Annotated in this window: 22 protein-coding genes; 7 read left to right on the top strand and 15 right to left on the bottom strand. The window is 63.6% G+C overall.

What is annotated here, in order from left to right:
- Positions 1-126 precede the first annotated feature (126 nt).
- From HPY44_01140 to HPY44_01125, 4 genes are all read right to left on the bottom strand, one after another.
- The gene (locus tag HPY44_01140; protein ID NSW54591.1) at positions 127-921 is read right to left on the bottom strand and encodes an ABC transporter ATP-binding protein; all 795 of its coding nucleotides are present in this window, start codon (positions 919-921) and stop codon (positions 127-129) included.
- Between the two features lie 180 nt (positions 922-1101).
- Positions 1102-1827 carry an FtsX-like permease family protein gene (locus tag HPY44_01135; protein NSW54590.1) on the bottom strand — a complete coding sequence of 242 codons (726 nt, stop codon included), beginning with the start codon at positions 1825-1827 and terminating at the stop codon, positions 1102-1104.
- Positions 1828-2083: 256 nt separating this feature from the next.
- Complete coding sequence (gene glpK / locus HPY44_01130; protein ID NSW54589.1) at positions 2084-3547, bottom strand: glycerol kinase GlpK; 1464 nt, start codon at positions 3545-3547, stop codon at positions 2084-2086.
- Between the two features lie 47 nt (positions 3548-3594).
- Positions 3595-6264 (bottom strand): heparinase II/III family protein, encoded by a 2670-nt coding sequence (locus HPY44_01125; GenBank protein NSW54588.1) that lies wholly within the window; start codon positions 6262-6264, stop codon positions 3595-3597.
- A gap of 253 nt (positions 6265-6517) precedes the next feature.
- On the opposite strand from HPY44_01125, the gene HPY44_01120 reads away from it, so the two are divergent.
- Positions 6518-7156, top strand: coding sequence for a prepilin-type N-terminal cleavage/methylation domain-containing protein (locus HPY44_01120; protein NSW54587.1), 639 nt, complete (start codon positions 6518-6520; stop codon positions 7154-7156).
- An 81-nt stretch (positions 7157-7237) separates the two neighbouring features.
- Here the strand turns inward: HPY44_01120 and HPY44_01115 are convergent, their stop codons facing one another.
- From HPY44_01115 to HPY44_01100, 4 genes are all read right to left on the bottom strand, one after another.
- Positions 7238-7966 carry a hypothetical protein gene (locus tag HPY44_01115; protein ID NSW54586.1) on the bottom strand — a complete coding sequence of 243 codons (729 nt, stop codon included), beginning with the start codon at positions 7964-7966 and terminating at the stop codon, positions 7238-7240.
- 335 nt (positions 7967-8301) lie between these two features.
- On the bottom strand, positions 8302-9618 hold the full coding sequence (locus HPY44_01110; GenBank protein ID NSW54585.1) for a sulfatase: 1317 nt from the start codon (positions 9616-9618) through the stop codon (positions 8302-8304).
- Positions 9619-9763: 145 nt separating this feature from the next.
- Positions 9764-10660 carry an EamA family transporter gene (locus HPY44_01105; protein NSW54584.1) on the bottom strand — a complete coding sequence of 299 codons (897 nt, stop codon included), beginning with the start codon at positions 10658-10660 and terminating at the stop codon, positions 9764-9766.
- Positions 10661-11103: 443 nt separating this feature from the next.
- Positions 11104-12339 (bottom strand): Gfo/Idh/MocA family oxidoreductase, encoded by a 1236-nt coding sequence (locus HPY44_01100; protein ID NSW54583.1) that lies wholly within the window; start codon positions 12337-12339, stop codon positions 11104-11106.
- 139 nt (positions 12340-12478) lie between these two features.
- On the opposite strand from HPY44_01100, the gene HPY44_01095 reads away from it, so the two are divergent.
- The 6 genes from HPY44_01095 (at position 12479) to HPY44_01070 (ending at position 18096) form a co-directional block, all read left to right on the top strand.
- Positions 12479-13093 (top strand): PH domain-containing protein, encoded by a 615-nt coding sequence (locus tag HPY44_01095; GenBank protein ID NSW54582.1) that lies wholly within the window; start codon positions 12479-12481, stop codon positions 13091-13093.
- A gap of 113 nt (positions 13094-13206) precedes the next feature.
- On the top strand, positions 13207-14196 hold the full coding sequence (locus tag HPY44_01090; GenBank protein NSW54581.1) for an aldo/keto reductase: 990 nt from the start codon (positions 13207-13209) through the stop codon (positions 14194-14196).
- Positions 14197-14290: 94 nt separating this feature from the next.
- Positions 14291-15745: a DUF3160 domain-containing protein gene (locus HPY44_01085; protein ID NSW54580.1), complete on the top strand. Its 1455-nt coding sequence runs from the start codon at positions 14291-14293 to the stop codon at positions 15743-15745.
- A gap of 51 nt (positions 15746-15796) precedes the next feature.
- Positions 15797-16252, top strand: a complete 456-nt coding sequence (locus tag HPY44_01080) for a DUF3160 domain-containing protein (protein ID NSW54579.1) — start codon at positions 15797-15799, stop codon at positions 16250-16252.
- Between the two features lie 98 nt (positions 16253-16350).
- Complete coding sequence (locus tag HPY44_01075) at positions 16351-17559, top strand: Gfo/Idh/MocA family oxidoreductase (GenBank protein NSW54578.1); 1209 nt, start codon at positions 16351-16353, stop codon at positions 17557-17559.
- A gap of 108 nt (positions 17560-17667) precedes the next feature.
- On the top strand, positions 17668-18096 hold the full coding sequence (locus tag HPY44_01070; GenBank protein ID NSW54577.1) for a prepilin-type N-terminal cleavage/methylation domain-containing protein: 429 nt from the start codon (positions 17668-17670) through the stop codon (positions 18094-18096).
- A gap of 19 nt (positions 18097-18115) precedes the next feature.
- Here the strand turns inward: HPY44_01070 and HPY44_01065 are convergent, their stop codons facing one another.
- From HPY44_01065 to HPY44_01035, 7 genes are all read right to left on the bottom strand, one after another.
- Positions 18116-18574, bottom strand: coding sequence for a nucleotidyltransferase (locus HPY44_01065; GenBank protein NSW54576.1), 459 nt, complete (start codon positions 18572-18574; stop codon positions 18116-18118).
- A 219-nt stretch (positions 18575-18793) separates the two neighbouring features.
- On the bottom strand, positions 18794-20209 hold the full coding sequence (locus HPY44_01060; protein NSW54575.1) for a right-handed parallel beta-helix repeat-containing protein: 1416 nt from the start codon (positions 20207-20209) through the stop codon (positions 18794-18796).
- A gap of 62 nt (positions 20210-20271) precedes the next feature.
- The gene (locus HPY44_01055; protein ID NSW54574.1) at positions 20272-20787 is read right to left on the bottom strand and encodes a hypothetical protein; all 516 of its coding nucleotides are present in this window, start codon (positions 20785-20787) and stop codon (positions 20272-20274) included.
- Positions 20784-21800, bottom strand: coding sequence for an AAA family ATPase (locus HPY44_01050; GenBank protein ID NSW54573.1), 1017 nt, complete (start codon positions 21798-21800; stop codon positions 20784-20786). Before HPY44_01050 ends, HPY44_01055 begins: the two co-directional genes overlap by 4 nt.
- A gap of 60 nt (positions 21801-21860) precedes the next feature.
- Entirely contained in the window at positions 21861-22193 is a 333-nt protein-coding gene (locus HPY44_01045) for a hypothetical protein (GenBank protein NSW54572.1), read from the bottom strand.
- 24 nt (positions 22194-22217) lie between these two features.
- Positions 22218-23249, bottom strand: a complete 1032-nt coding sequence (locus tag HPY44_01040; GenBank protein ID NSW54571.1) for an alcohol dehydrogenase catalytic domain-containing protein — start codon at positions 23247-23249, stop codon at positions 22218-22220.
- Between the two features lie 38 nt (positions 23250-23287).
- On the bottom strand, positions 23288-24802 hold the full coding sequence (locus HPY44_01035) for a proline--tRNA ligase (protein ID NSW54570.1): 1515 nt from the start codon (positions 24800-24802) through the stop codon (positions 23288-23290).
- Between the last annotated feature and the right edge of the window lie 13 nt (positions 24803-24815).

Below are 24815 nucleotides of genomic sequence, written 5' to 3'. Positions count from 1 at the left end.
CAATGGGCGAATCGGTGGGACCGTAAGGCGAACACGGCGCGCGACAGTGCCTGCCGCGCGCTCCGTGCCCTCACTGATGCACAATGGGACCTGCCTTCCCGGCAGGGACCGGACGTATCGGTTGCACTACTCGCCGCCGAGGGTCCCGACTTCAAGTTCAATGTCCTCGCGGCGCTCGATGCGCTCCACATCTCCGTCGCGAATATGCACAATGCGGTCGGAGACGTCGATCATCTTCAGGTCGTGGGTGGCGGAGATGATGGTGACTCCGCTTTCCTCATTCAGCTCTTTGAGGAGGTCGATGATTTCCTTACCGGTCTGCAGGTCGAGGTTACCGGTGGGCTCGTCGGCGAGAATAATAGCCGGGCTGTTTGCAAGGGAGCGTGCGACCGCCACGCGCTGCTGCTGGCCACCGGAAAGCTCGAAGGGTTTGTGGTGGATGCGCTCACCCAAGCCCACGAGTTCCAGGAGGGTGCGGCCGCGCTCCATCATCTCGTCGGTGCTCATGCCCGCGAAGATCATTGGCAGAGTGACGTTCTCCAAGGCCGTCATGACGGGGATCAGGTTGAAGCTCTGGAAGATGTACCCGATCTTGCGGCACCGGAGCCACGCCAGCTCGAAGGCGTCAAGCTGAGCCATGTCGACTTCCTCGATGAAGCAGGTGCCGGAGGTGGGCTTGTCCAGTCCCCCCACCATGTTGAAGAGGGTGGATTTGCCGGACCCCGAGGGGCCCATGATCGACAGATACTCGCCGCGCCGGATGTCCAGGTTCACACCTCGCAGGGCGCGCACGGTCTGGTCGCCCATGGTGTATTCCTTGGTCAGCCCCTTGGTGCGGACGATGAACTCGTGGGTTGTCACCGAGTCGTCGCGCACAAGCCCCCCGCGGCTTTTCTTTTCGATCTTGCCCACTTCGTGCATGACCTGCGTCAGGTCAGCCTTGCATTTCGGGCAGACCGTGACCAGCCCGGTAGTATCTTCCTCGTAGTCGCACTTGGGGCATTTGATGAGCGCCATGGGTGGCCTCCTGCAAGTGTGCACCGGCTGCTTGGCCGTGCTGTAAGGCCCCGCACCTTTCGCCCGTGGGCGGGGCGACCTTTGCTATATTTCGGTCTGGAGCGCGGCGGCCGGGGGCATGCGCGCAGCACGCACCGCGGGCGGGATCGCCGCGAGGAACGAAAGGAAGGTGCCTATCGCCAGAGCGATGAGCACGTACACGATCATTTCGCCCCAGTCCATTTTCGCCGCAACGGAATGGTCCTTGATGGTGTAGACGACGAGCATGGTCAGGTGGCCGATAATCACACCGACCACGGAACCCAGGAAGCCGAGAAAGGCCGTTTCGATGAGGAAAAGGCGGACGATGAAAATGTCCAGCGCGCCGAGGCATTTCATGGTCCCGATTTCCCGGAACCGTTCCGTAACGGACATGAGCATGGAGTTGGTGATGCCAACAGTGCAGACGAGGAGCGACATGACGACCAGCCAGTTCTGCCGGGCATTGCGCCTGTTCTTCTCTGCAAGCGCTTCCTCGGCCCCGGGACCGATGAGGTTGCCCTCTTCATCCACTGCGGACACTGCTCGGGCGCTTTGCTGCTCAAAGCGCTCGATGCCCTCGATAGCGACCCGGCTGGTCCAGACGGACATGAGGAACGCGATACCGAGAACGACACCGGAGGCCGTGATCGCCGCGCGACCAAGCCTCAGGGTGACGTTCCGCATGCTGATCTTGAAGGCGTTGCTCCAGGGCAGAGTGATCTGACGACCGATGGTCATGTCCGTATCGGTCTGCCGCGATAGCTCCGCCAGCTTCTTGATATCAATCATGGCGTAGTCGGCTCCACTGTTGAGAAAGCAACGTCGGAGGTCCCTATGATGGGTAGATTTATATCGTATCACGGCCCATAGGCACCGTCAAGGTCAGCCACCCTCTGCCCCGGGACTGATCCAGCGCCGCCTTCATGGTGTGCCACCGCGATTGCCGCGGCCCGGCACGGCGAGGCGTTCTCGCTTGCGCCCATAGGCTATTCCCCACCCCGCGATGTTCTCCTTCATGCTCGCGAAAAAAGTTGCGGGAGGTCTATCAAATTCCCCGCCGCACCTGCGCCACCGCCTGCCGCCATCCCGCGCGCATGCGAGCCCGTTCGGTTTCATCCAGCCGCGGGACGAAGTGAACGATGTCCTGGCTCCGCAACGACCAAGGGTGGTCCCAGAGGCCGACAGAGATCCCGGCGAGGTACGCCGCGCCGAGCGCGGTCATTTCCCGCTGTGCCGGGCGAACCACAGTCACGCCCGCGAGATCAGCCTGCATCTGCATGAGCAGGTCGTTGGCACACGCCCCACCATCCACGTCCAGTTCGCCTATGTCAGCCCCGTCGGTACGCATGGCGTCGATCACATCCGCGCTCTGGTGGGCGATGGATTCCAGGGCCGCCCGGGCGATGTGAGCCCGCCCTGCGCCACGTGTGAGGCCGAGAATTGCCCCTCGGGCGGCGGAATCCCAGTAGGGCGCTCCGAGCCCCACGAATGCCGGCACGAAATGCACCCCGGCGGTGTCGGGAACGCTCGCCGCCAGGGCCTCGATCTCCGAAGAGTCGCGGATGATCTGAAGCTCATCCCTGAGCCACTGGACAACCGCTCCCGCGATGAACACGCTGCCTTCGAGGGCGTAACAGACATTGCCAGATGCGTCGCATGCCAGTGTGGTGAGCAGGCCGGCGCTGGAGTCAGCCCTGTCGACACCGGTGTTCGCCAACAGGAAGCAGCCCGTACCGTAGGTGTTTTTCGCCTGTCCGGCGCGCACGCACCCTTGGCCGAAGAGCGCGGACTGCTGGTCACCCATGACCGCCCGCACCGGGATGCCGGAGGGGAAGCCATCCATGCCCGAGGTGAACCCGAAATCGCCACCCGAAGGGACGACTTCCGGGAGCACCTGCCGGGGCACGCGCATCAGGTCCAGCAGCTCCTCGCTCCAGGATCGGGCGTCGATGTCGAACAGCATGGTGCGCGAGGCATTGGTGGGGTCGGTAGCGTGGCGGCCGGTGAGACGCCACACCAGCCAGGTGTCGATCGTCCCGGCGGCGATCCGGTGGGCGTCCTGATTGGGCGGGTTCTCCAACAGCCAATGCAGTTTTGGCCCTGAGAAATAAGGGTCCACGGTGAGTCCAGTGATTTGCCGGATGCGCTCGCCCGCCCGGGTTCGGAGGTCGTCGCACACCCGCGCGGTGCGCCGACACTGCCAGACGATGGCCGGAGCAAGGGGCCTTCCGCTCTCGCGATCCCATATGCCCACGGTCTCGCGCTGGTTGGTGATGCCGATGGCCGCGATCCGGCTCCAGCCCCCCGCAAGGCCTGTGATAGCGCCGCTTACGGACATCACGACGCTGCGCCAGATCTCGTCCAGATCGTGCTCCACCCAGCCCGGGCGGGGGTAATGCTGAGGGAACTCGCAGCTCTGCTGGGCCAAGATATCCCCTGACGGGCCCACCACCAGCGCGCGGCTGGAAGTGGTACCCTGGTCAATGGCGAGAATACAGTCGCGGGGCATGCGATCACCTGTGTTCACTTGCCGGATGTGCGCAGCAGATTCTTCCCCTAGTCGGTCGCCCGGCTCACCGCAATCACGCTCTCTACTGCGAACTGCACCGGGCCGACGCTCTCGCCCTGCGGGAAGGAGACGAACCGAGTCTTTTCGTCCTGGAAAACGAACCCGGGGTCGCCGTCAAGCCAGACGCGGCTGCCGGCCCCTGAATCCTCCACGGAAGCGATGAGATGCCCGTGGGTGCGGCCGTCCTGGTGGATCAGCAGGATCATCTGGCCGGTCAGCGCAGTGCCTGCGGGCAAGCGCGTGGATACATCCAGGCCGTACCTGCCGCCTTGAGCGTCGAGCAGTCCCGCGCGGAGCAGTTGGCCCTTCATTGGCCCGTGGCAGCGCAGGGAGACATCCCCGTGCTCCAGCACCGTGCCCCCGACCAGCGACGCGGAGATCAGTCTGCCCCCACCGTCGCGGCGGATCAGGGCGAAGCGGGCATCAGTGACCACGCTGTCTCCGGCCCGGATCGGATCGCCGCTCTCGGCGCATGAGAGCAGGACGTCTGTTCCGGCGGCGTGACGCACCTCCAGCGCGAGCGCTCTCGGCGGAGCCTCCACCCCGTCCAGGCGGGTCACGGACTGCACCGGGTCCACTGAATCCCAGCCGCGGTGGATGGCGGCGAACACGCTGGACAGCGGGGCCTCAGCGGACCTGCGCAGGACGGCCACGGGCATGCGGTCGCGGTCAACAAGCTTGTCGTCTTCCTTCGCGCGGCGGATGGAGGGCGCATCGCCCAGGGCAATTCGTGTCCCGGCCTCGCACAGGAAGCTGCCGGTGTACCGGGCCCCGGCGCCTTCCGGCTCGAAGGTGATATTCAGCAACTGCCCGGCGGGGCCTTCGCGCAGGTTTTGGATGAAGCCGTAGGCTGGGTTGCGGCCGGCCGGGGCCTTGCCACTGTCTGATTCGCCAAGAGTGGGCAACCGGAACTCCACGCCAGGCCCCAGCAGGCTTCCGTCTATGGACTGGAGCGGGGCATTACAGCGCGCCGTCTGCTCCACGTCGGCGCTTCCGTGGAGGAAGTAGTCGTGCTGCGCGCCGCCGGTCACGCGAAAAACATCCAGGACGTATGCGTCGGCGTCGCCCACGGGAACCAGCGCCAGCATGCGTCGGAAGTCTTCGGCTTTTTCGGGGTAGCTTGCCCGGGATTCTGCCTCGACCACCTGGGCAATCCCGGCTTCTGGCGCCCAGAGGGTGAGATTGCAGACATGGCCCCGGGATGCCTGCTCCTGTTCGTCGATAGCCACCGTGTTGTGGGCGGGGGTACAGACGGTCCAGGCCCGGTAGCGCGTGTGGGTGTAGCCAAGATCGGGCAGCAGTTCATGCCCGGCGGCGTGGAGGCTCAGGTGCAGGTTGTCCCGGTGCTCGTGGCCATACCCGCCGCTGAAATGCAAGTGGGCCTGTACCTGTCCCTGCCCTTTGCCGAACCCGAGGATAGCCTGCCCCATTCCCGGCAGTATCCACGGCTCAGACTGCTCCGGCGCGCGCACGGAACTGTATGGCCATGCATCATGGGTGGGGATGATCCTGCCGTCAGGGTAGACATAACGCTGCCGCATGTTCAGCGCGGTCTTCGCCAGCGGGAACTGGGCCATCAAGTCCAGGTTGTCATAGCGCTGCCCGGTGGTTTCGTCCGCGTACCCGGTGGGGTCGGAGTAGCCCTTGACCATGTCGGCGACCCGGTTCATCCAGAAGATGGTCTGGTCGTGGTACGAGATCGACCCCTCGCGCCAGAAGCCATCATGGAAGAACTGGCGCTGGAGGAGGCCTTTGAAACGTTCGACGCCGTCATGCACATATGAGGGGTCGCCCAGCACCCGCCCGGCGATGATGAGCCCCTCATAGATACCGGGGGACATGTTGCTGTACTCTTCCTTATAGGTGCGCACGAACCAGACGCTGAAGCGGAAGAAGTCCTCCTCGATCTGCTTGCGCACATCCCTGCCAAGCTCGGCCGAAAGCTCCTCGAGCGCGCCGGAACCGGCGATGAGGTCGTAGGCAAGGAGCGGCTCCTTCGGCACATCTACGTAGAACCAACGGTTCCACATACCGCCAGTGGTGGGGAAAGGCGGCTTGGGCGGCACGGGCCCTTTGGGGCGGAAAGGCCAGTCATTGTGGGCGCACCAGCCCCTGTACGCTTCGGCTAGAGCGTGCAGGAGAACCGCCGCCTTGTGCGCTACCTTGGGGTCTTTCGTGGCCGCATAAAGCCTCGCGAGATCCAGCAGGCGATCGGACAGCCAGAGCTTCTTGTCATAACTGATTCTTCCGGAGAAGAAATACTCGTTTCCCTCGGCATCCTGATAGTACCGGTAGGTGACGGTCTGGCCACGGAAGTTGGTACCGGTCTTGGTGCGGTTCTCGGGGTACTTGTCGCTGGGGTATTCGAACCCGCAGAAGCGGCACTGGGCCTTGTCCGGGTCAGCCATGCCTTTCCACTTGATCTGGCCCTCCTGAGTGCCCATATCACAATTGGGGCAGCCACAGAAGAGGAAGCCGTTGACCTTCGGAACAAAGTCGCGCAGCTCCTGGTCGGACATGGCAAGAAGATCTTTCACCGCCGCCTGAAGGCTCGGAACGCCGGCTGCCGTGACGTTTGAGGGATACACGGGATGGGCGACCTCCTGTGCGCTGCAGGGAGTGGAGAGCACGAGAGCGATCAGCGCAAGTAGGGGCATAGTGGACCTCTTTATGGGGCGTTGGGCCCGAGGATTGGCGTAGTCGCTAGTTTCCCCCTGCTCGGCCAAAGGGCCTTCACGAAGGGACGAAGGTGTCGGCCTTGCCGGTGGGGAAAAACGAAGGACTGGCCCACGGTGTTCCATCGATCACTCTCGTCCCCGCCACAAAGTATGAACAAATGGGCCCCGTGGCGCGTTATCGAAGGCAGGTCCGGGGCATAATGGGGCCAAACGCATGAAAGGCGGACTGTCGATGCGACGAACACCGTTCTCGGGGTTTACCCTGATCGAGCTTCTGGTGGTCATCGCCATTATCTCGATCCTGGCCTCGATCCTCTTCCCGGTATTTGCCAGGGCGCGCGCTAAGGGGCGTCAGGCCGCGTGCATTTCCAATGTCTACCAGATTACGCTGGCCGTCGTCATGTACGCCCAGGACTATGACGAGACCGTGGTGCGTGGGGATGCGGACCTGAATGCCGCCACCACCGATGACCAGTGGTATAACGGCGTGTTCGCCTACACCCGCAACCGCCAGATTCTCTTCTGCCCTGACCGGAAGGACAGCGGCCCCGGCTACGGCCTGAACATAGGCGCGAGCGGACAGTCGCTGGGCAATTTCTGGGATCCGTCCACGAAGATCGCGGTCGCTGACGTCCCGCCCGAATGCGTGCAAGGCGATGGGAAGATCTCAACCAGCGGGCGCTGGTGGGCCAATGATGCGAACAATGACATCTGCGGAGCGCCGGCCGACAACTCCTTCATCGGGAACCGCTACCCTCAGCGGCACAATGACGGCATCGTGTTCGGGTACATCGACGGACACGCCAAGTGGGGTCGCGAGGAGCAATTGGACCAGGCGGTTTTCTGGAACCCCTACACCCCGACCGAGTAGCTCTTCGATCACGAACCGCAATGCGAGCGGCGAGCCCAGGATGGGCTCGCCGTTGTTGCTTGCTTCTGCGGCTTGGCCCGGCTATTCGGCCTCAGGCGGCGCACTGTCTTGCGACGCCAACTTGCGGGCAATCTCCGCCACAGTGTCGGGCAGGAACACGAAGTGGTTTCCGTAGCCGTGCTGGGCGGCCTGCTGGAGGATGTCCAGCTGCCGGTTGGCCATGACCGCCGGGTTCTCGGTGTAGATCTTCGCTGCATTGGCCTCGGCCCGGGCAGTGGCCACCTTGTGGCGGGCTTCGATGAGCGCCGCCTGCCCGCGCTGATCGGCGGCAAGCTTGGCCTGGTACGCGGCGCGAAGATCGGAATCGAGCACCGCATCCTTCACCGCCACCAGAGTCACGTCCACGCCGAATTGGGCCGCTGCGGCCGCAACGGTTTTCGTGAGCCTTTCGCCGAGAGTCATGCGCTGGGCAAGGAACTGCTCGAGATCCATGGACACGACGACGTCGCGGGCGGCAAGCTGAGTGGCCTGGTACAAGGCGTCGCTGAACGAGGTCACCTCGTGGATCGCCGCGGCCGGGTCCACCACCCGGTAGCGCACCAGGAGGTTCAGACGCACGGGCACGTTGTCGGCGGTGAGCACTTCCTGCCCGGTGACCTGGAGCGCAGTCTCGCGCATATCCACATTCAGGATGGCGCGGCCCTGGAAAGCCCAGAGGCGGTACTGGCCGGGCTCAAGCACTCCAGCGAAACGCCCCTTGCGGTAGTCGAGCCCCCGTTCGTACTGCCGGATCGTCACGGTGGTGAACACCCTCGTTCGCACCTCCTCGTGCGCGGAATTGCGTCCTGGCCGGGCCTCCGCCCCGCCTTTCGCCGACCAGGGGGAACGTGGTTGAGCCGGAGCAGGTGTCCGGCGGTATCCCCCGCTCGCATACCCGGTCACCGATGCAGGCCGAAGCCTGCGCGGCGGGGCTGGAGGGTGTCGGCTGATAGAGCCCTTTTGCGAGGGCGCAATGGAGGCCTTGCGGGCCTCCGGTCCTCACAACCGCAGCCAATGGGAATACCCTCCGGGCAAGGGATCGCCGCCCGCGGGATGCTTAAGCTGCGGGTGAGCCATATGCGTGCGATCGCCGTCTGCGGCAGTCCTCAGTCGGCTTTGTGGTGGCGCGACATCTTCACCTTCCACGGTTCGTGGAAGTCCCAGATCCGACGGTGCAGTTCATGCACCAGTTCCGGGTTGTCATCAGCAATGTTGTGCTGCTCCGCGGGGTCGGCCACCATGTCGAACAGTTCGTTGCTTTTCTCGCCCCGGTTGTCAATGAACTTGTGGGTCGCGGTCCGCACGCCGGTTCGGTAGTTATAGGCCCCCAAGTAGAGGTTCTCGCGCACGGACGCCTTCTCACCTCGGGCAAGCTGCATGATGTCGTGTCCCGGCAGAGCTATGTCGATTTCGATGCCGGCCATGGCAAGAAGTGTGGGCAGGAAATCAACATTTGAGACCAGCGCCGACGACCGCGCGCCTTCAACTCCCGCACCGGGGACCCGCATTATCCATACGATTCGCGCCAGTTCATCGTACACCGGGTAGCCGAACTTCCGCACCAGTCCGTGTTCACCCAGGGGCATGCCATGGTCGGACAGGATCATCACGACGGTATCCTCGGCGAGGCCGCACTGGTCGATGGTACCGAGAACTCTCCCCACGTACTCGTCAGTTTCCGTGGCCGAAGCTTTGTACAGCGCGCGCACATGCTCGATGTCCCCGGGCATCATCCACTTGTCGGAATCCGGCGCCATGGGCATGGGCAGGTATCGCCCGTCATAGCCGAACCGGGGTTCATACATGCTGCGATACGGCTCCCCTGCATCCCAGGGTTCGTGGGGCTGGAAGCTGTCTACCCACAGGAAGAAAGGCGCCGAGTGGTCCTGACGCAACCATCTGCACACTTCATCGAAGAAATACTCGCCCGGGGTCATGCCGTACTTCTCCAGGCACAGTGCCCGGTTGGTCATGGTCTTGGCGTAGTAGAGGACTTCCTTCTCGGGATACCCCGGCGGGAAGAAAGCTTCGGAAAAATCCACCAGGTCCCGGCCATCGGCAGGCGGCAGGCACTTGCCCGTGGGGAAATGCCGAAACTCCGCGAACCCACGGTCCATGCGCGCACCGTTATTGAAGGGCGTGTCGGACAGGGCCGCCGTGTGGTACCCCGCATCGCGCAGTATCTCGGCGACATGCAGGTCATCAGGCTCCAGCGCCTGCCACGGCCTGCAGGGGAAGGTGTACATCCCGGACACGAAGGCCGTGCGGGCCGGGATTGTGTTCGGGAACTCCGCGTAAGCGGTCTCGAACACGGCAGATTGCGCCGCAAAACGATCGATGTGCGGGGTCTTGACGTCGGGGCTTCCCAGACAGCCCAGGTGATCGGGCCGCAGGGAATCGAGCATGATGATTATGAAGTTCATGGCTTACCGTCACTCCAACAGACGCCGTGCATTGGTGAGTGCGGGGCTCCCGGGCCCGGCCTCACTATCGTCATGTGCTTGACGCAGGAAAGCTTTGCTTCAACACCGCCAACCGGGCGACCTTCGCGGCCGGGCGGCTCCCGTGTCACTTCGCGAGGCCCAGAAGGCCTGATCCCAGCACCGCGCACACCATGGCGAGGGCGATTGTTGCGCGGTGTCGCGCTGCGTCGATTTCCCGGAAAATGAGAATCCCGGCACCGACGGTCACGATGGTATTCAGGTTCGTCACGGGCCAGGTTATGGATAGCCCGATGAGCCGGATCGCTTCGGACATGCTGATGGTCGCCAGAGCCCAGATGCATCCGGCGAGGGCCGCGAAAAGGTGGTCTCGCAGCCGCTCCCTCAACCAGCGCCTGCGGTTGCGGCTGAACACCAGAAACAGCACCAGCCCGCCCAGGAGCGTGCCCAGGCCCATCCAGGCCATGATAGTGGTGCTGTCCAGGCCCGACTTCTGTGCCAGTTTCAGGGGCACCGTGTACGCGGCGAAAAACACCGCCGCGAGGAGGGCGAAGACTGTGCCCAACGGATTGATGCAACTGCGCTCGCAAGTGCGGTCCGAAGCGCGAGAGAGGATCACCGCGCAGGCTACCACCAGCACGCTGCCTATCAGCGCCAGCGCCGCGTTGGTGTCACGCCACTCGGCGAACACCAGCAGGCCCAGGAGCGTACCGAGGACAGCGGTGGTATTCTTGATGGGTGTTGCCAGGGTCAGGCCCATCTGTGACACGGAGAGCGTGTAAAAGAGAATCCCGAGGGTCCAGATGGGGCCGCAGGCGAAGGACAATGCGAGGCCCACGGTGCTGGTATCCCCGACCGAAGGACCGTTCACCACAAGCCGCGCGATCTGGGTCGTGATGACGGCGCCGATGCACATAGACAGCACAAAGTCATAGTCCCGCAGACTGCTCAGCTTCCGCGGGACCATATACAGGCCAAACAGGAACATGGACAGCAATGCGACAGAGAAACCAAGGATGTTCAACGTGCGAAAACCCTCTCGATGCAAGGCGCGCTTCGGTGTCGGGCTCATCCGCCGACCGGGACGGTCGGCCTACGCGGCATCGTTCATCATGTCGCAGCGAGAGGTTGACCTCTCGCCGCGTTGGGCGGGTGTCTCGCCCGCCAGCCGTCCGCCGTCCGTCCATGCCCCGGGTTGAAACCCGGGTCTAGGGGCCTTCGGCCAATCGTCCTGCCGGACGCAAAGGCCGGGCACTTCGCAGGCGTCCCGATCCAGTGTTGGAGCGGGCCAAAGCGACCGCCTGCGGTCGCACCGCGACGCCGTCTGCCTTTAGCCGCGTGGGGCGGGCGTCTCGCCCGCCGGCAGTCCGCCATCCGTCCATGCTGAAAGGGCAGTGGCCGGGCCGGATGCGGCCCTTTCGAACGGCGCTATGTCAGCCCCTGCGGGCACGGGCTGAGGCCATCAGCTCAGAAATCAGGCCTGAACTCCCGGTAGTCGCGGGTGTCCACCCAGGGCGTCTCGCGGGCCCACTCGATGCCCATGTCCGAATAGGTCTTGCGCTCCTCATATCCGCGCCGGATGATGGCCTCAATATCGTTGATGGCGGTGAACACGTCACCATCTTCCTCTTCGTACCGGGTCACATACTCCGCCGGGATTGCCGTTGGCGCACCGTTGGACTGGAACCCGGCATTCACCGCCACTGTGTAGGGCCGGGTCATGGCCGCCGGGCAGTTGAGCTCCGGGGTCAGCCCGCGGATGTACAGGATGGCGTTGCGGAACACCTCGTCGTGCTCGCGCTGGCGGTCCCACTCAATGACCTGCTCGGGCCGGCCCTCGACGCGCAGGATCGTGGGGCCGTTCATGGACCACTCCGCCATGCCTTTCGTTCCATAGACCTTACTGAGCGGGCCGATGTTCTCCCACCCCGCGAGTGTCACGAGATAAGTGATGTCGACGCCACCCGCCGTCTCGGCCTTGATCGCGCCCAGATCGGAACCTGTGATGGGGTGCGCGTGGTACATTTCGCCCCGCACGCGCACCGGGTCATCGGCGTGAAGCCACTTCGGGCTGGCCCAGTAGAGGGCATTGAAGAGATAGTGCGCCAAGGCGTTCTGAGTGGGCCCATCCAGGCAGTACTTGCCCTGCCAGATAAGCTTGCCCGCCCAGTCATTGCGGTGGTAGTACGAATCCTTGCGCACCCAGGTCGCCATGACCTCGATGTGCTCGATGTCCCCAAGCTTCCCGTCGCACACCGCCTGCTTCAGGGCGCGGACCGTGTTCTTGGACTGATTCTGGAACCCGATACAGCAGACTTTGCCGGTGCGATTGGAAGTCTCGATCATGGCATCCAGTTGCTCGATGGTGGCGGCAGGGGGCTTCTCGCACAGCACGTGGTAGCCGGCCTCCATGGCCATGACTGAGGTCTCGCCGTGGTCGGGAATTGCCACCGGAAGCGCAACCAGTTCGGTGTTGCCTTTCTCGGCTTCGAGCATCTCCGGGTACGAGGTGTAGACCTTCACGCCCCGGCTCTTGTAGTTCGTCACGGCGTCGGCGTACTTATCCGGGCTGCGCACCACAGCGCAAGACAGGATGGCGAGTCCTTCGTCCACCATGCGCTGGATGGACCCGGCATGGCTCTGGGCGAAATTGGACACGCCCACCAGGCAGATGCGAACCGGATCGGAAATCGGGCCAGGCATTGTCTCACTTCCCTAGAAAAGCGGACCAGCACACTTCGCAGGAATGAGCCGCGGCATGTTCGTGCAGGAAGCCGTGGCTCCGGCAGAGAAAGGATACCCCTCCGCGAGGGATACTGCAAGGGCGCAGGAGGGCTTTTCGGTGGCATACGACGGTTACCCCGAGGGGTACGCGGCCAACCTTCGACGGGAGCTTGAGGCAGCCGAACCGGTGCTGTGGGAGGGGCGTCCGGTTCGGCGCGGGTTCCGCTTCAGACTCGGGCCCAGCAGTTGCATGGGCGTGCCCTTCCTGGCCTTCTCTCTCTTCTGGACAGGCATGGCTTTTTACATGACCAGCCAGGTTCCTGCCGGAGACGACCTCGGGGGCGCCATGCGCTACATCTTTCCGCTTTTCGGCGTGCCCTTCATAGTGGTGGGCTTTGGCCTGTGCTTCGGTCCGTCCATCGTCGCCACCGCAGGCCTCAGGAATGCGGAGTACCTGGTCACCGACAAGCGGGTGCTGGTGCGTGGCGGCGCGAGTAAGATCACCATCACCCAGGCCCCGCTTACGGATGTGACAAGCGTGACTTCCAGCGGCGGCGCGGTGGGTTCGTTGACGCTGTACTTTGCATCGCCCCCAGCCAGCCGCATGGCCGACGGCACGCCCGCCACCAACACCGAGAACACGCTGGTTTTTGAGAGCATCCCGAACCCATCACAGGTGAGGGTGCTAGTGGAGGATGCGGTGAGGAGGGCGAAGGAGAGTAAGGCGAAGTGAGGGCTGGAGGGCAGCGCGGAAGGGGTCCGTCGCCTATTGTTAGCGGTCCTGCGGCCGCATACCCTCTCGCGTACATAATCATCTGCCAACCGCAAGTCAGGAAGTGATCCACAATGCAGTTGCGTCGGCTGGGACACACAGAGATCCTGGTATCCGCCGTGGGTATGGGCTGCTGGGCAATCGTCGGGGATTCCACCTGGGGCAGCCAGGATGACTCGGACACTTTCGCTGCCATTCGCGCCGCCATGGACTCCGGCATCAACTTCTTCGACACCGCCGAAGCCTATGGGGACGGCTACTCCGAGGAGCTTCTCGCGAAGGCCTTCAAAGGCATCCGGGACAGGGTGGTGATCGCCTCGAAGGCCTCGCCCAATCACCACGCCCCGGCGGACCTGAAGAAGGCCTGCGAGGGCAGCCTGCGCCGGCTGAGCACCGATTACATTGACCTGTACCAGCTTCACTGGCCCTCGCGCGCGGTGGGGTTCGACGAGACCTGGGCGATGATGGAGCAGCTCATCCGCGAAGGCAAGGTGCGCGTTGCGGGGGTCTCCAACTTCGGCGCCGAGGACCTGTCGGCGCTGCTTGAGACCGGCAAGCCCGCCTCGAACCAGCTCTGCTACAACCTGCTGTTCCGGGCCATCGAGTTCGAGATCCAGCCCCTGTGCCTGGAAAAGGAGATCAGCATCATCTGCTACAGCCCCATCATGCAGGGACTGCTCACCGGCAAATTCGCCTCGCCGGATGATGTGCCCGAGGGCCGGGCACGCACAAGACATTTCTCCAAGGACCGGCCCCAGGCGCGACATTCCGAAGACGGCGCCGAGGAGGAAACCTTTGCGGCCCTGGACCGCATCCGGGAGATCAGCCGCAACATCGGGGCGGAGATGGTGGATGTGGCGCTGGCGTGGCTGCTGTATCGCCCCGGGGTGGCGAGTGTGATTTCTGGAATCCGCAATGCGAAACAGGCTGCCGAGAACGCCCGGGCCGCGGCGCTGGAACTGGACCCGGGGACCGTGGAGGAGTTGGCCCGCGCCACCGACGGACTCAAGGAGAAGCTGGGCGCGAACGCGGACATGTGGCAGACGGAGTCGCGGATCCGATAAGTGCGATGCTTCCCCGGCCGGGGGACCCGACGCGATCCCTTCGCGCTGGCCTCCTTAGGAAGGTGCGCATTGATGCCTGGGGGAGGCGTACGCGATGCGTGTTGGTCTTTGTGCAGTTCTCATCGGTCTCATGTTGGTGTCAGTGTCGTTGCTCGGCTGCCGAGTGCGGGGGAGTTCACGAGACCGCCCGGACCGCGACGGCAAGGTGTCCTGGAGGTCGTCGGGGTCTGAGCGCAAGCCCCCGGAGAAGCTGCCTAGGGGGGCACGTACGCTCTTCGAGCGTAATGGCTTTGTTGTTCTTGGCCGCCAGGAATCTCGGAGCATCAAGGATGGATACTTCACCGTCCTCGGCCGGAACTTCATCACCTCGGATGCCGTCTTGTATGTTTTCCACTGTCTCTTCCGCGGGGGGCTCTCTCGGTATGAGAAGGACCGCCTCACGCCGCTCCTGGAGGGTCTTACGGGCAAGTGCCTGGCGCATGCCCGCGAGGAACGTGACAGGCTGCGCGCGGACCCGCTTCTGTCTGAGCCGGCCCGGCGGAACGTGGTCCTGTTCGCCGTCGCTTCCGAGCTTCTGACCGGGCAAGCTGTCCCGGATGAGCGGTCTGATGTAGCCGCGTTGGTCACCGACATCCTCGCCGCAGACAAGCCCGGCTACTACCCCGCCGAGGACTTCACTGTTTACAAGCCCCGGGGCGCCTACGCGTCAGACCCGAGGCTGGCATCCTACTTCCGGGCGACGAAATGGTTGGGCCGGCATATAATGCCCATCATACCCGGAGCGCTGGACACTGAGCCCGAAGCGAGCATCCGGCTGCGACAGGCCCATCTCCTCGGGAAGATGCTTCAGGACCCCGAACTCGCCGGCCTGTGGCGCAAGCTCGAAGGGGAACTCAGCTTCCTCATCACGTACCCCGACAGTATCACGCCCTTGCAGTTCGCTGCTGCCACTGCAGGCATCCCCGGTCCTTGCGATGGCGCCTGGGTGGCGGCCGTCCGACGCGAGTTCGCCTTGGCGAAGTACCCCGACTCAGCGGTAGTCCCCATACCACAAGCCCATCCGGGCGATGCCCCTGCCAAGTATGTGCAATTCCTCGGGGAGCGGTACACGCCAGACGCCCAGATCCACCAGGAAGCCACCTCTCCCCATATCGCGGCAAGAGCCCTCCCGCGCGCCCTGGATATCGGCTATGCGTTGTTTGGGAGCGAGAGGTGCAGGGAGCATCTCGCACCCGAGTTCGAGGCCTATCCCGGACTTGCGGACCAGCTCGACATTCTCCAGAAGCGCTTCGGTGGCTGGGGCGCCGGCAAGACGCCCGGAAGTGTGTATGCAGGTTGGGTCGGCGCCATCCGCGAGGTAATCTCCCCGCCTTCCTCACCGAAGCTGCCGCCCTTCCTGGCAACGGAGGCCTGGAAAGACAAGTCCCTCACCACGGCTCTGGCATCGTGGACGCAGATGCGCCATGATTTCGTACTCTACGCCAAGGAGCCCGTCACCCCTGCGGCCGCAGGCATCGAATGGTTCGTCGAGCCGGTCCCGGAAGCCTAGGAGCGGCTCTCCGTACTCGCCGACGGCCTGGACAAGCGAGGTTTCCAGGGCATGGCGGACTTCGGCAAGCTCTGTAAGGCGCTGAAGATCGCTTCCGAGGCGGAACTGGCGGGAGCAGACCTTCGGGCCGACGAGACCATGAGCAAGGCCTTCCAGGGCATTCCCGGGGACGAGGAATGGCATTTCTACATCGGGGCCTTCGGTCAGTGGCTGCTGGAAAACTTCAGCCCGGTAGTGGCCGAGGAGCATCCCTGCTTGGTCGTGGACGTGGCGGCCGACTCCAACCCGCCCAACCGTGTCCTTCACGAAGCCACCGGCCCGTTCCAACTCGTCGTGATCCCGGGGCGGAAGCGTGACTACCTGTACGGTTGGGTCCTGAGCCATTACGAGTTCAGCGAAGACAACTTCACTCGACTCACCGATTCCGACTGGGAGAAGAGGGTAGACAAGGGACGTCACCGTGAGCTTCGGCCCGAATGGACCAACAGCTATGTGTATCCCGGCTGATTGCAGACGGCAAGAAAACCCTTGCCCACTGCTGGTCGCCGTGTTTCAATAGCCGCCGTTGCCGTGCCAGTACACTCAACCGAAAGCTGAGGCTACCCATGTCTGACAAAGTGCGTCTTGCCATCGTTGGAACCGGCGGTATCGCCAAAGCCCACCTGGGCGGGTACAAGACCCTCCTGGATGCCGGGTACGACCAGTTCGAGATCGCCGGCCTGTGCGACACCAATGAGGGTCGCCGCAGCGAATATGCCGCCCTCGTGAAGGAGAACTTCGGCCTGGAGCCCGCCCAGTACTCCAGCGTCGAAGAGATGTGCGAGAAGGCCGATGACATCCAGGCCGCCGACATCTGCACGCCCCACGCTTTCCACCACACTGCGGCGATCCCGTGTCTGGAAGCGGGCATCGATGTCATGGTGGAGAAGCCCTGCGGAATCACGATCAAGGCCAGCGACAGGATCATTGAAGCGGCGAGGAAGAAGGACCGCATCGTTGCCGTGGCCGAACAGGTGCGCCGCGGCCTGAAAGCGCGCTGCATGGCCTGGGCGGTCAATGAGCAGAAGATGATCGGCGACCTGCGGTTCCTGTCGGTCATCGGCTTTTCGTATCGCGACTGGTCCAAGGAAGCCGCGACCTACGCTATGGGCTGGCGGATGCTGAAGCTCCTCACCGGCGGCGGCATGATCTTCGACGCCGGCGCGCATTTCGCGGACATGATGTACTTCCTGTTCGGCCGTGCCGACACCGTCTCGGCGTGGATCGGCACCTTCCAGGATGTCACCGTGCCCTCCCCCGAGTTGGGCGAGCAGAAGATGGACACCGAGGACACCTGGATGTCGACCATCACTTTCGAGAGCGGCCTGGTCTGCAACTGGTCCTGGTCCTTCTCGGCTGCGGGTGAAGGTTCCGCTGCCCAGATTCTGTACGGTTCTGAAGGCAGCGCTCGGGACCGTGGCGGTTGGATGCACACTTTCCAGAACGGCGCGGACATCACCATGCTGGACGGCTCGAAGAAAAGCTACGAGGAGATCGAGCAGGAGTACCGGGCCCAATTGTGCTGCGAGACCAGGGAGAAGTTGTTCCCGTACGGCGTGGAGAACGACATGGCACTGGAGTGCTGGGACTTCGTGGACGCCGTGCAGAAGCGACGCAAGCCGGAAATCGACGCGGAGACCACCAAGTGGACCAAGGCCCTGTGCCTGGCGCTGTATGAATCGGCCACGGCCGGCAATACGGTGAAGGTCCAGGACGTGTTCGACGGCAAGATCAGCGCCTACCAGGACCCGATCAACGAGTACTGGAAGATCTGAGAGAAGAGGTTTGGCGAGAATAACCCGACCCCGGTGGCGACTGCTGCCGGGGTCGTTTCGTCAGCGCCGGCGATTGTGCGGACCCCCTCCGAGAGCTACAATCGGTGTATGCGCAGGGGCTTCACGCTCTTCGAGATGTGCTGCTGCAGCGCCCTGTTCGCTCTGGGCGCGGCGGTTGCGGTTGCGGTGGGTGGTGTCTGGGGAACGTGGGCAGGCCTGGCGGCTTTCCCCCTCAGCATCGCCGCCGCGGTGCTGCTTTTCATGGGCTTCGCGTACTTCTGGATGTGGCTCACCCTGGACTGGCTGCCGTTCTGCCATAATGAGAAATGCAGTGGTGACCTGCGGGATCCGAACCGTGACTACGACTGGCAGCGTGAGGGCGCCGACTTCCTCGCGGTCTGCAAGTGCGGCCATCGGTATCGCCGCATCGGGCCCAGGTTCCTGCGGGTGAAGGAGGATGGCTCGCTGGAGCCTTACCTGCGCCGGGGACGGCTGCGGGGTTGGGTGAAGGATACGCAGCCGCCGCCCGACGGATGACTGAATCTTCGCGCGCCCATCAGGGGGCCCCGGTCAAATGCTCCAAGTCGGCCAAGTCCTTCAGCCGGCCGCTGGCGGCCTTGTTCGCTCTGAGGTGCTCCAGGCTGATGAGGTTGACCGCCACACCGTCGACGGTATCAGCGATCCGCCGGGCATAGCAATCCTCGAAGGTTACACCAGACACCTTGGTGAGTATCTCAATTCGTATCGGCGGCTCACCGAGGCGGACGATGTTCCCCGGCTCAGTGAAGAGGTCGGGCGTCAGGCCGGGTACGTCGAATCCGAATTCCCGAAGAATCGCGACCAGTTTGGCGGCATTGCTCTCACTCGCCGCGACCCATATATCCATGTCAGCCGTGGCCCGGACATATCCATAGTAGGCCACGGCATAGCCGCCCACGAGCAGGTACTCAACGCTCCTCGAGGCGAGCAACTGTAAGAACTCTCTGAAGTCGGGCGGAAGTTCTTCGATGGCCATACAGGACCTGCCTCAAAGTCTCCACGGCGGCGATGCGTTCGCGGGGCGTCCGGGTCAGCCAGTAGGCCACGTCATCGTCGGCATCGTCCATCCTGGCGACAGAGAAAGCGCGCTTGTTCAGGGTAACGTCACGCCGTGGTTCCATGCCGGTATTGTACATCACAGCAGGTGTGAGCAGAAGCCCCCGAGAGGTCGGAGCCCGTCGAATCCGCCAAGCCCTCACTCCCCCATCTCCACATTGCACACGCCCTCTTCGCCCGGGTGGAAGACGTTGCCCTGGAAATGCACCCCGCGGGGATACACGGGCGCGTGGCCTTCCGTCGCCGGGGCCGGTTCCAGGTACACGGCGTAGCGGTATCTCGGCGGCTCGACGCGCACCTCGCCGTCCACGATGATCCCGTCCCGGTTCTCGTCGTACACCATGTTGCCCTGGATCAGCACGTCGGAGAGCACCGGGTTCGAGGGCAGTTGGGGCCGCAGCAGGGCGATAGCGAAGCTGGAGCCAAGATCGCCGGGTCTGCGCCCCAGATTCCAGTAGTCGTTCCCGCGCCCATAGTCGGTGATGATGTTGCCGCTGATGACGATCCCGGCGTCCACGTTGGCCGCTCGGGCCGGGCGGTCACCTTCGGCCGGCTCCGCAGCGTGGGATGCCGCGCCGGGGTTGATCAGGATGCCCCACAGGTCCACGTGGGTAATGATGTTTTCGGCGACCACAATATTGCGGCACCCGTGGGTCATCTTGATGCCGATCAGACAGTGGTCGATCACATTGCCGCTGACCACCGCCTGATCGCAGTGCAGGTCGATGCCCTGGGCCGCATTGACGATGTGGTTCCCGGTGATGGAGTTATGGCTGGTGGTCTCCGGGCCGGTCATGAGGATCGCCGAGCCCTGGTGCCAGTTGCTGGTGTAGCCCGCCGCGACTACTCCACCCTCAAGCGCTCCTCCTGCCACCGTGGGATAGCGGCCTTCGGTGAGGCTTCCCAGCTTGTACTCGGCTTTGAGTTCGGGGGTGGGGAACAGCCGGCGCTCGATGATGTGGTTGTCGGACACCCGGCAGTTGCAGCAGCCGTTCACCAGAATACCCGTGCCGTCGATGGCCCAGAAAGCATAGCCATAGTTGCCCGGTGTGGCCGACGTGCGATCATCCACGGCGATGCGCTTGTAGTTGAGCACCCGGCAGTCGCGCACCGTGCAGCCCGTGGATTCGCGAACCTCAATGGCGGCGCTGCGGGAGCGGCTGTCGATGACCTGCACGCCGTCGATGACCACATCGTGGCTGTCCCAACAGAAGAGTCCCGGTGCGGTGGCATCCTGCGCGCCTTCGGCCCGAGTGAGGGTGATGTCCTGGATGCGCACCCCCCGGGCGTGCTCGATCTCCAGGATGGTGTCGGCGGGGTTGGTCTGCACGATGCGGCCGAATCCCCACAGGCCCGTGTCGTGGCTGGCGATGCGCAGTTTCTGCGAGATGGGGTAGTCACCCGGGGGCAGGAAGATCATCTTCCCCGGGTTGGCATCCACGGCGGCCTGGAGGGATTCATAGTCCGCCGCGGAGATGGCGCCTGTGGGCGCCTGGGCGAAGATGGGCCCCGCGAGGGCGAGACAGAGGGTCACCAGCAGACGCAACGGCAACATGTTGGGTCTCCGTGATTGTCCTCGGGGTGGTGGGGAGTGACAGAACCTGTCCGTACCTCGGGCTATGGAGCAGGCTTCAACATGTAATCCGGGAAGTACGTTTCCCACGTCTCGGGCGTCACCACGACGCAATCGCATATGTACTTGCGCTTCCACGGCTCGTCGGCTTCCTGTAGCAGGCGTCGGAGAAGGCGATCCTTGAAGTTCACGAGCAGCGCCCTCTCTATCCCCAAAGCGCTTGGGTCATCGAGGAAGACAAACACAAGGTGCCTCGTGTCCTCTTCCATCAGGTGCAGGTACGTGTAGCTGTGGCGCGCTTTGGGAACGAGCTCGTTGTTGATGAGGCCGTCCCCGCGGCGTTTCGTTTCCTCTTCTTCGGCCACCTTTGCGACATGCTGTGCGGGTATGGCGGGGTTAGACGGGTTCTTGATCTCGAGCAGCAAGGTTTTACCGCCCTCGCACACCACAAAATCCACAGCCTTCATGTCGGACGGTCTGCTGCGTTTGTCCAACTCGCAGACTGACACTCCCGGCAGGAAGGCGAACTCAAATCCGCTTTCCAAGAGGGTAGGACTCATCGCGCTTCACCGCCCAGTGCCCGGCGAACGTCCTCGTCGTACAAGTCTGCGAAGGTGTCGGAGATTGCATTGGGCGCGATGAGCGCGTACTTATCGGTGCTGCTCACCATAACTGAATCAGTGTTCGGATCGCGGTACAGTGCATGGTACCGCACCGGGTTCTCCGCTTCCGACCGAAGGTCGAACTGCTTCAGCAGCACGTAGTCATGGGTCGCGAGGTGCACCTGCACACCCATTTCTTGCAAACGCAGCAGGATATCAACCACAGTGCCCATCATGCTCGGGTTGAGGTTGGCCTCGGGCTCGTCCCAGAAGAGCACAGACCCGTTGGTCAGCGTACCGTTCTGGATGAGGCGATAGAGCAATCCGAGCTTGCGGAATCCCTCCGCCAGGAGTGTAAACTCCAGCTTGCCTTCAGGCCCATCCAGGAAGAACACCTCATCCTCGGTCGTGACCCGGCCCTTGACCCTGTCTTGGATGAGGTCCAGTAGGACGGCGCGCTGGGCGTCCGGCTTGCCGCGCAGCGGGTTGCGAAAGGCTCTGTCAATGATGTCCGCGTAGACCTCCTCGAAATGCACTTCCCGAAGCGCGTAGTGAGAGCGGAATCCCGGTGCGTTGGCCAGCATCTCCTTGACGGGGACATAGACGCACTCGATGGGGTCTTTCATCCAAGCGGCTGCGTTCGTGACCTCGGCGGAATCCGCCTTGTCGTGGGTGGCAAACGAGATGCGAACGTGGGTCTTTCGGCTGTGCACCTCAATATGAGCGCGTGCGCGGCCCGGCTGCCGATGCACAAGTCGTCCGAGTTCACCGTGAGGAAGGAACACTCTGTACAGCTTCTCTGCGAATGCAGACTTGGTCTTCGTCACATCGCAGGCGGCGTACATCACCTTGAGCAGGTGGGTCTTGCCGGTGGAGTTGGCACCGATGAACACATTGATGCCTGGACTGAGCTCTAGATTAAGGTGCTCAAATGCAGTGAATCTCGTAAGCTTGACACGAGTGAGCGGCATAACCCTACCCTCCTGTGCTGCCAGAGCAGGCTCCGGCTGTCGGCGGAGCGAGTTCAGCCATCATTCTTGGTCCCCGTCCTCGCTTTCGGGCGTGATCCCTGCGGCTTCCTCGCACTCCCGGGCCTCGCGCTCCAGTTCGGCGCGTTCAAGGCCGATGTCCTGCCAGATGTAGATGCCCATCACCAGCGCGAACCCGAAGAGCACCTTGACGGCGGACGCGGGGCCGAAGACGCTCCACACGCCGCCGACTCCCAGCGTCAACAGGGCGATGCCGATGATCCGGAACGTCCGGGGTTCCCAGTCCTGCCAGTAGGCGAACCTGCGCGCGAAGAAGATCGCCGCCCAACCGAGGGCGAACAGCGTGTAGATGCCGCGGACTTCTCGGTCGGTCACGCCATCACTCCCCCTGTCAGTCGGCTACCCCCGGTCTACCCTCACCACCGCGCGCAGCATGCCGGGCTCGCGGGCGTCGGCGGCCGCGAAGGCTTCCGGGGTCTGGTCGATGGTGAACTCCTTCACCGGGAAGGCGGTCAGGTCGACCTTGCCGGTCTCCACAAGCTCCACGCACTCTTCCAGTGTGTCTCGCGAGCGCCGGGAGAAGAAGACGGTCAGCTCCTTGCGGCGGGGGACGGTGGAGTCGATGACCAATTCATCCGGGTGCGGGATGCCGACCACGACCACTTTGCCGCCGGGGCGCACCAGTTCCATGGCCTGCTGCACCGCGGCATTGTCGCCGGAACATTCGAACACCACGTCGGGGCCGTCCACCGGGTCGGGCAAGGAAGCGATGAGCCCCTTGTAATCCGGGGTGACAAGACGCGCGCCGGCTTTGGCCGCGAACTCCCGGCGGTCATCCTGGGGTTCGGCGCAGATGATGTCGTCGAAGCCCTTGGCGCGAGCGACCACGAACACGCACATGCCGATGGCTCCGCAGCCGAGAATCGCGATGCGGTCGCCGGGGCTCATATCCGCGAGGCGCACCGCATGGACGCCCACGCCAAGGGGTTCCATGAGCGCGCGGGTGACCGGGTCGATGCTGGGGGAAGTTGCCTGCACGGCGAACGGCGGCACATTGATGAACTCTCGCAGCGCCCCGTCCTCCTGGGGGAAGCTTGGGAATACCACGTTGCGGCAGATGTTGGTCAGCCCCATCCGGCAAAGGCGGCACTGGCCGCAATGCCAGCTGGGCTCGACGATCAGCGGGGTACCCACCGGCGGGCCATCCACACCCTCGCCCAGTTCCGCCACGCTCCCGGAGAACTCGTGGCCCTGGATGAAGGGGTGGTCGGGGACGATGCCGCTTGCATGGCCGTCTTCATAGATGCGCAGGTCCGAGGCGCAGATGGCGACAGCCTCGACCTTGACGAGTATCTTGCCGGGCTGCACTTCCGTCTTCGGTTCATCAAGGACCCGGACGTCACCGGGGCCGAAAAGACGCGCGACTTTCATGGTCGGAAGCTCCTTGTGGTTGTGTGCGCGTGTTGTCCTCAGTACGCCTTTGCGAAGACCACGCGCTTGCGGGCTGTGCCGCCGCACGCCACGCACTTGCCCTCCCCGTGTTCCTCCGCGTCGAAGGGGATGCAGCGCAGGCTCACGGACAATTCATCGTTCGCCCGTGCCTCGCAGGCATCAGATTCGCACCAGTACGACAGCGCGAAGCCCCCGTGAATCTCGGGCTTGTCCGGGTTCTGCGGGGTGAAAAAGGCCGCGAAGTCGTCCCAGTTGTCGAAGATCCGGGTATTCTCGTCTCGGTATGCCTTTGCCCGGTCGTACAGGCCCTGCTGCATTTCGGCGAGCATGTCGGGGATGGCCGCTACGAACTCCGCGCGGGGCATGTTGAAGCGCTCCTTGCGGCCCTTGTCTCGGCGTCCGACGAACACTGCGCCGGAGGCGATATCCCGTGGCCCGATCTCGAGGACCACCGGGATGCCTTTCTTGACCCACTCCCAGCTCTTTTCACCGGCGTTCATGTCGCGGGTGTCAAGGACGACGCCCACGGGCCTGCCATCGTACTGCTGCGCGCGCAGTTCCGCCGCGAGGGACTCGCAGTAGGGCAGCACCGTCTCGCGCTCCTCGTCTTTGCGGATGATGGGCAGGATCGCCACATGCTGTGGTGCGAGGCGCGGTGGAATGATGAGGCCGTTGTCGTCGGAATGAGACATGACGAGACCGCCCACGAGACGGGTGGACACGCCCCAGGAAGTTGTCCAGGCGAACTCCTCTGAGCCTTCGCGGGACTGGAACTTGATCTCGGCGGCTTTGGCGAAGTTCTGCCCCAGGAAGTGGCTGGTGCCGGCCTGGAGCGCCTTTCGGTCCTGCATCATGGCCTCTATGCAGTAGGTGCTCACGGCGCCGGGGAAACGCTCGCCGGGGCTTTTCTCGCCGGTGAGAACCGGCATGGCCATGTAGTCTTCGGCGAAGGCCCGGTAGACCTCGAGCATCTTGAGGGTCTCATCCAATGCTTCTTCCCGGGTCTCGTGGGCGGTGTGCCCCTCCTGCCAGAGGAACTCGGTTGTGCGCAGGAACAGGCGAGTGCGCATCTCCCAGCGGACCACGTTGGCCCACTGGTTGATGAGAATCGGCAGGTCGCGCCAGCTCTGCACCCATTTAGCGTACATGGCGCCGATGATGGTCTCGGAGGTGGGCCGCACAACCAGCGGCATCTCCAGTTCGCCATCGGGAACGAGCTTGCCGTCCACCGCCTTGAGGCGGTGGTGGGTGACCACGGCGCACTCTTTCGCGAAACCTTCCACGTGCTCGGCTTCCTTTTCCAGATAGCTGATGGGGATGAAGAGCGGGAAGTAGGCGTTTACGTGGCCGGTTTCGCGGAACATCGCGTCCAGCTGGCGCTGCATGTTCTCCCACAGGGCATAGCCCCAGGGCTTGATGACCATGCAGCCGCGCACCGGACTGTTTTCGGCGAGATCAGCCGCGCGAACCACGGCCTGGTACCATTCGGGATAGTCTTCGAAGCGGGTGGGCGTAATCGCTGTCTGGGCCATGGCAACTCCGTGA

The organism is Armatimonadota bacterium (genome assembly GCA_013314775.1).
In the GTDB taxonomy this organism is placed as follows: domain Bacteria; phylum Armatimonadota; class Zipacnadia; order Zipacnadales; family JABUFB01; genus JABUFB01.
Note: the sequence above shows the minus strand (reverse complement) of the source record. Positions and strands in the feature narration are given on the sequence as shown.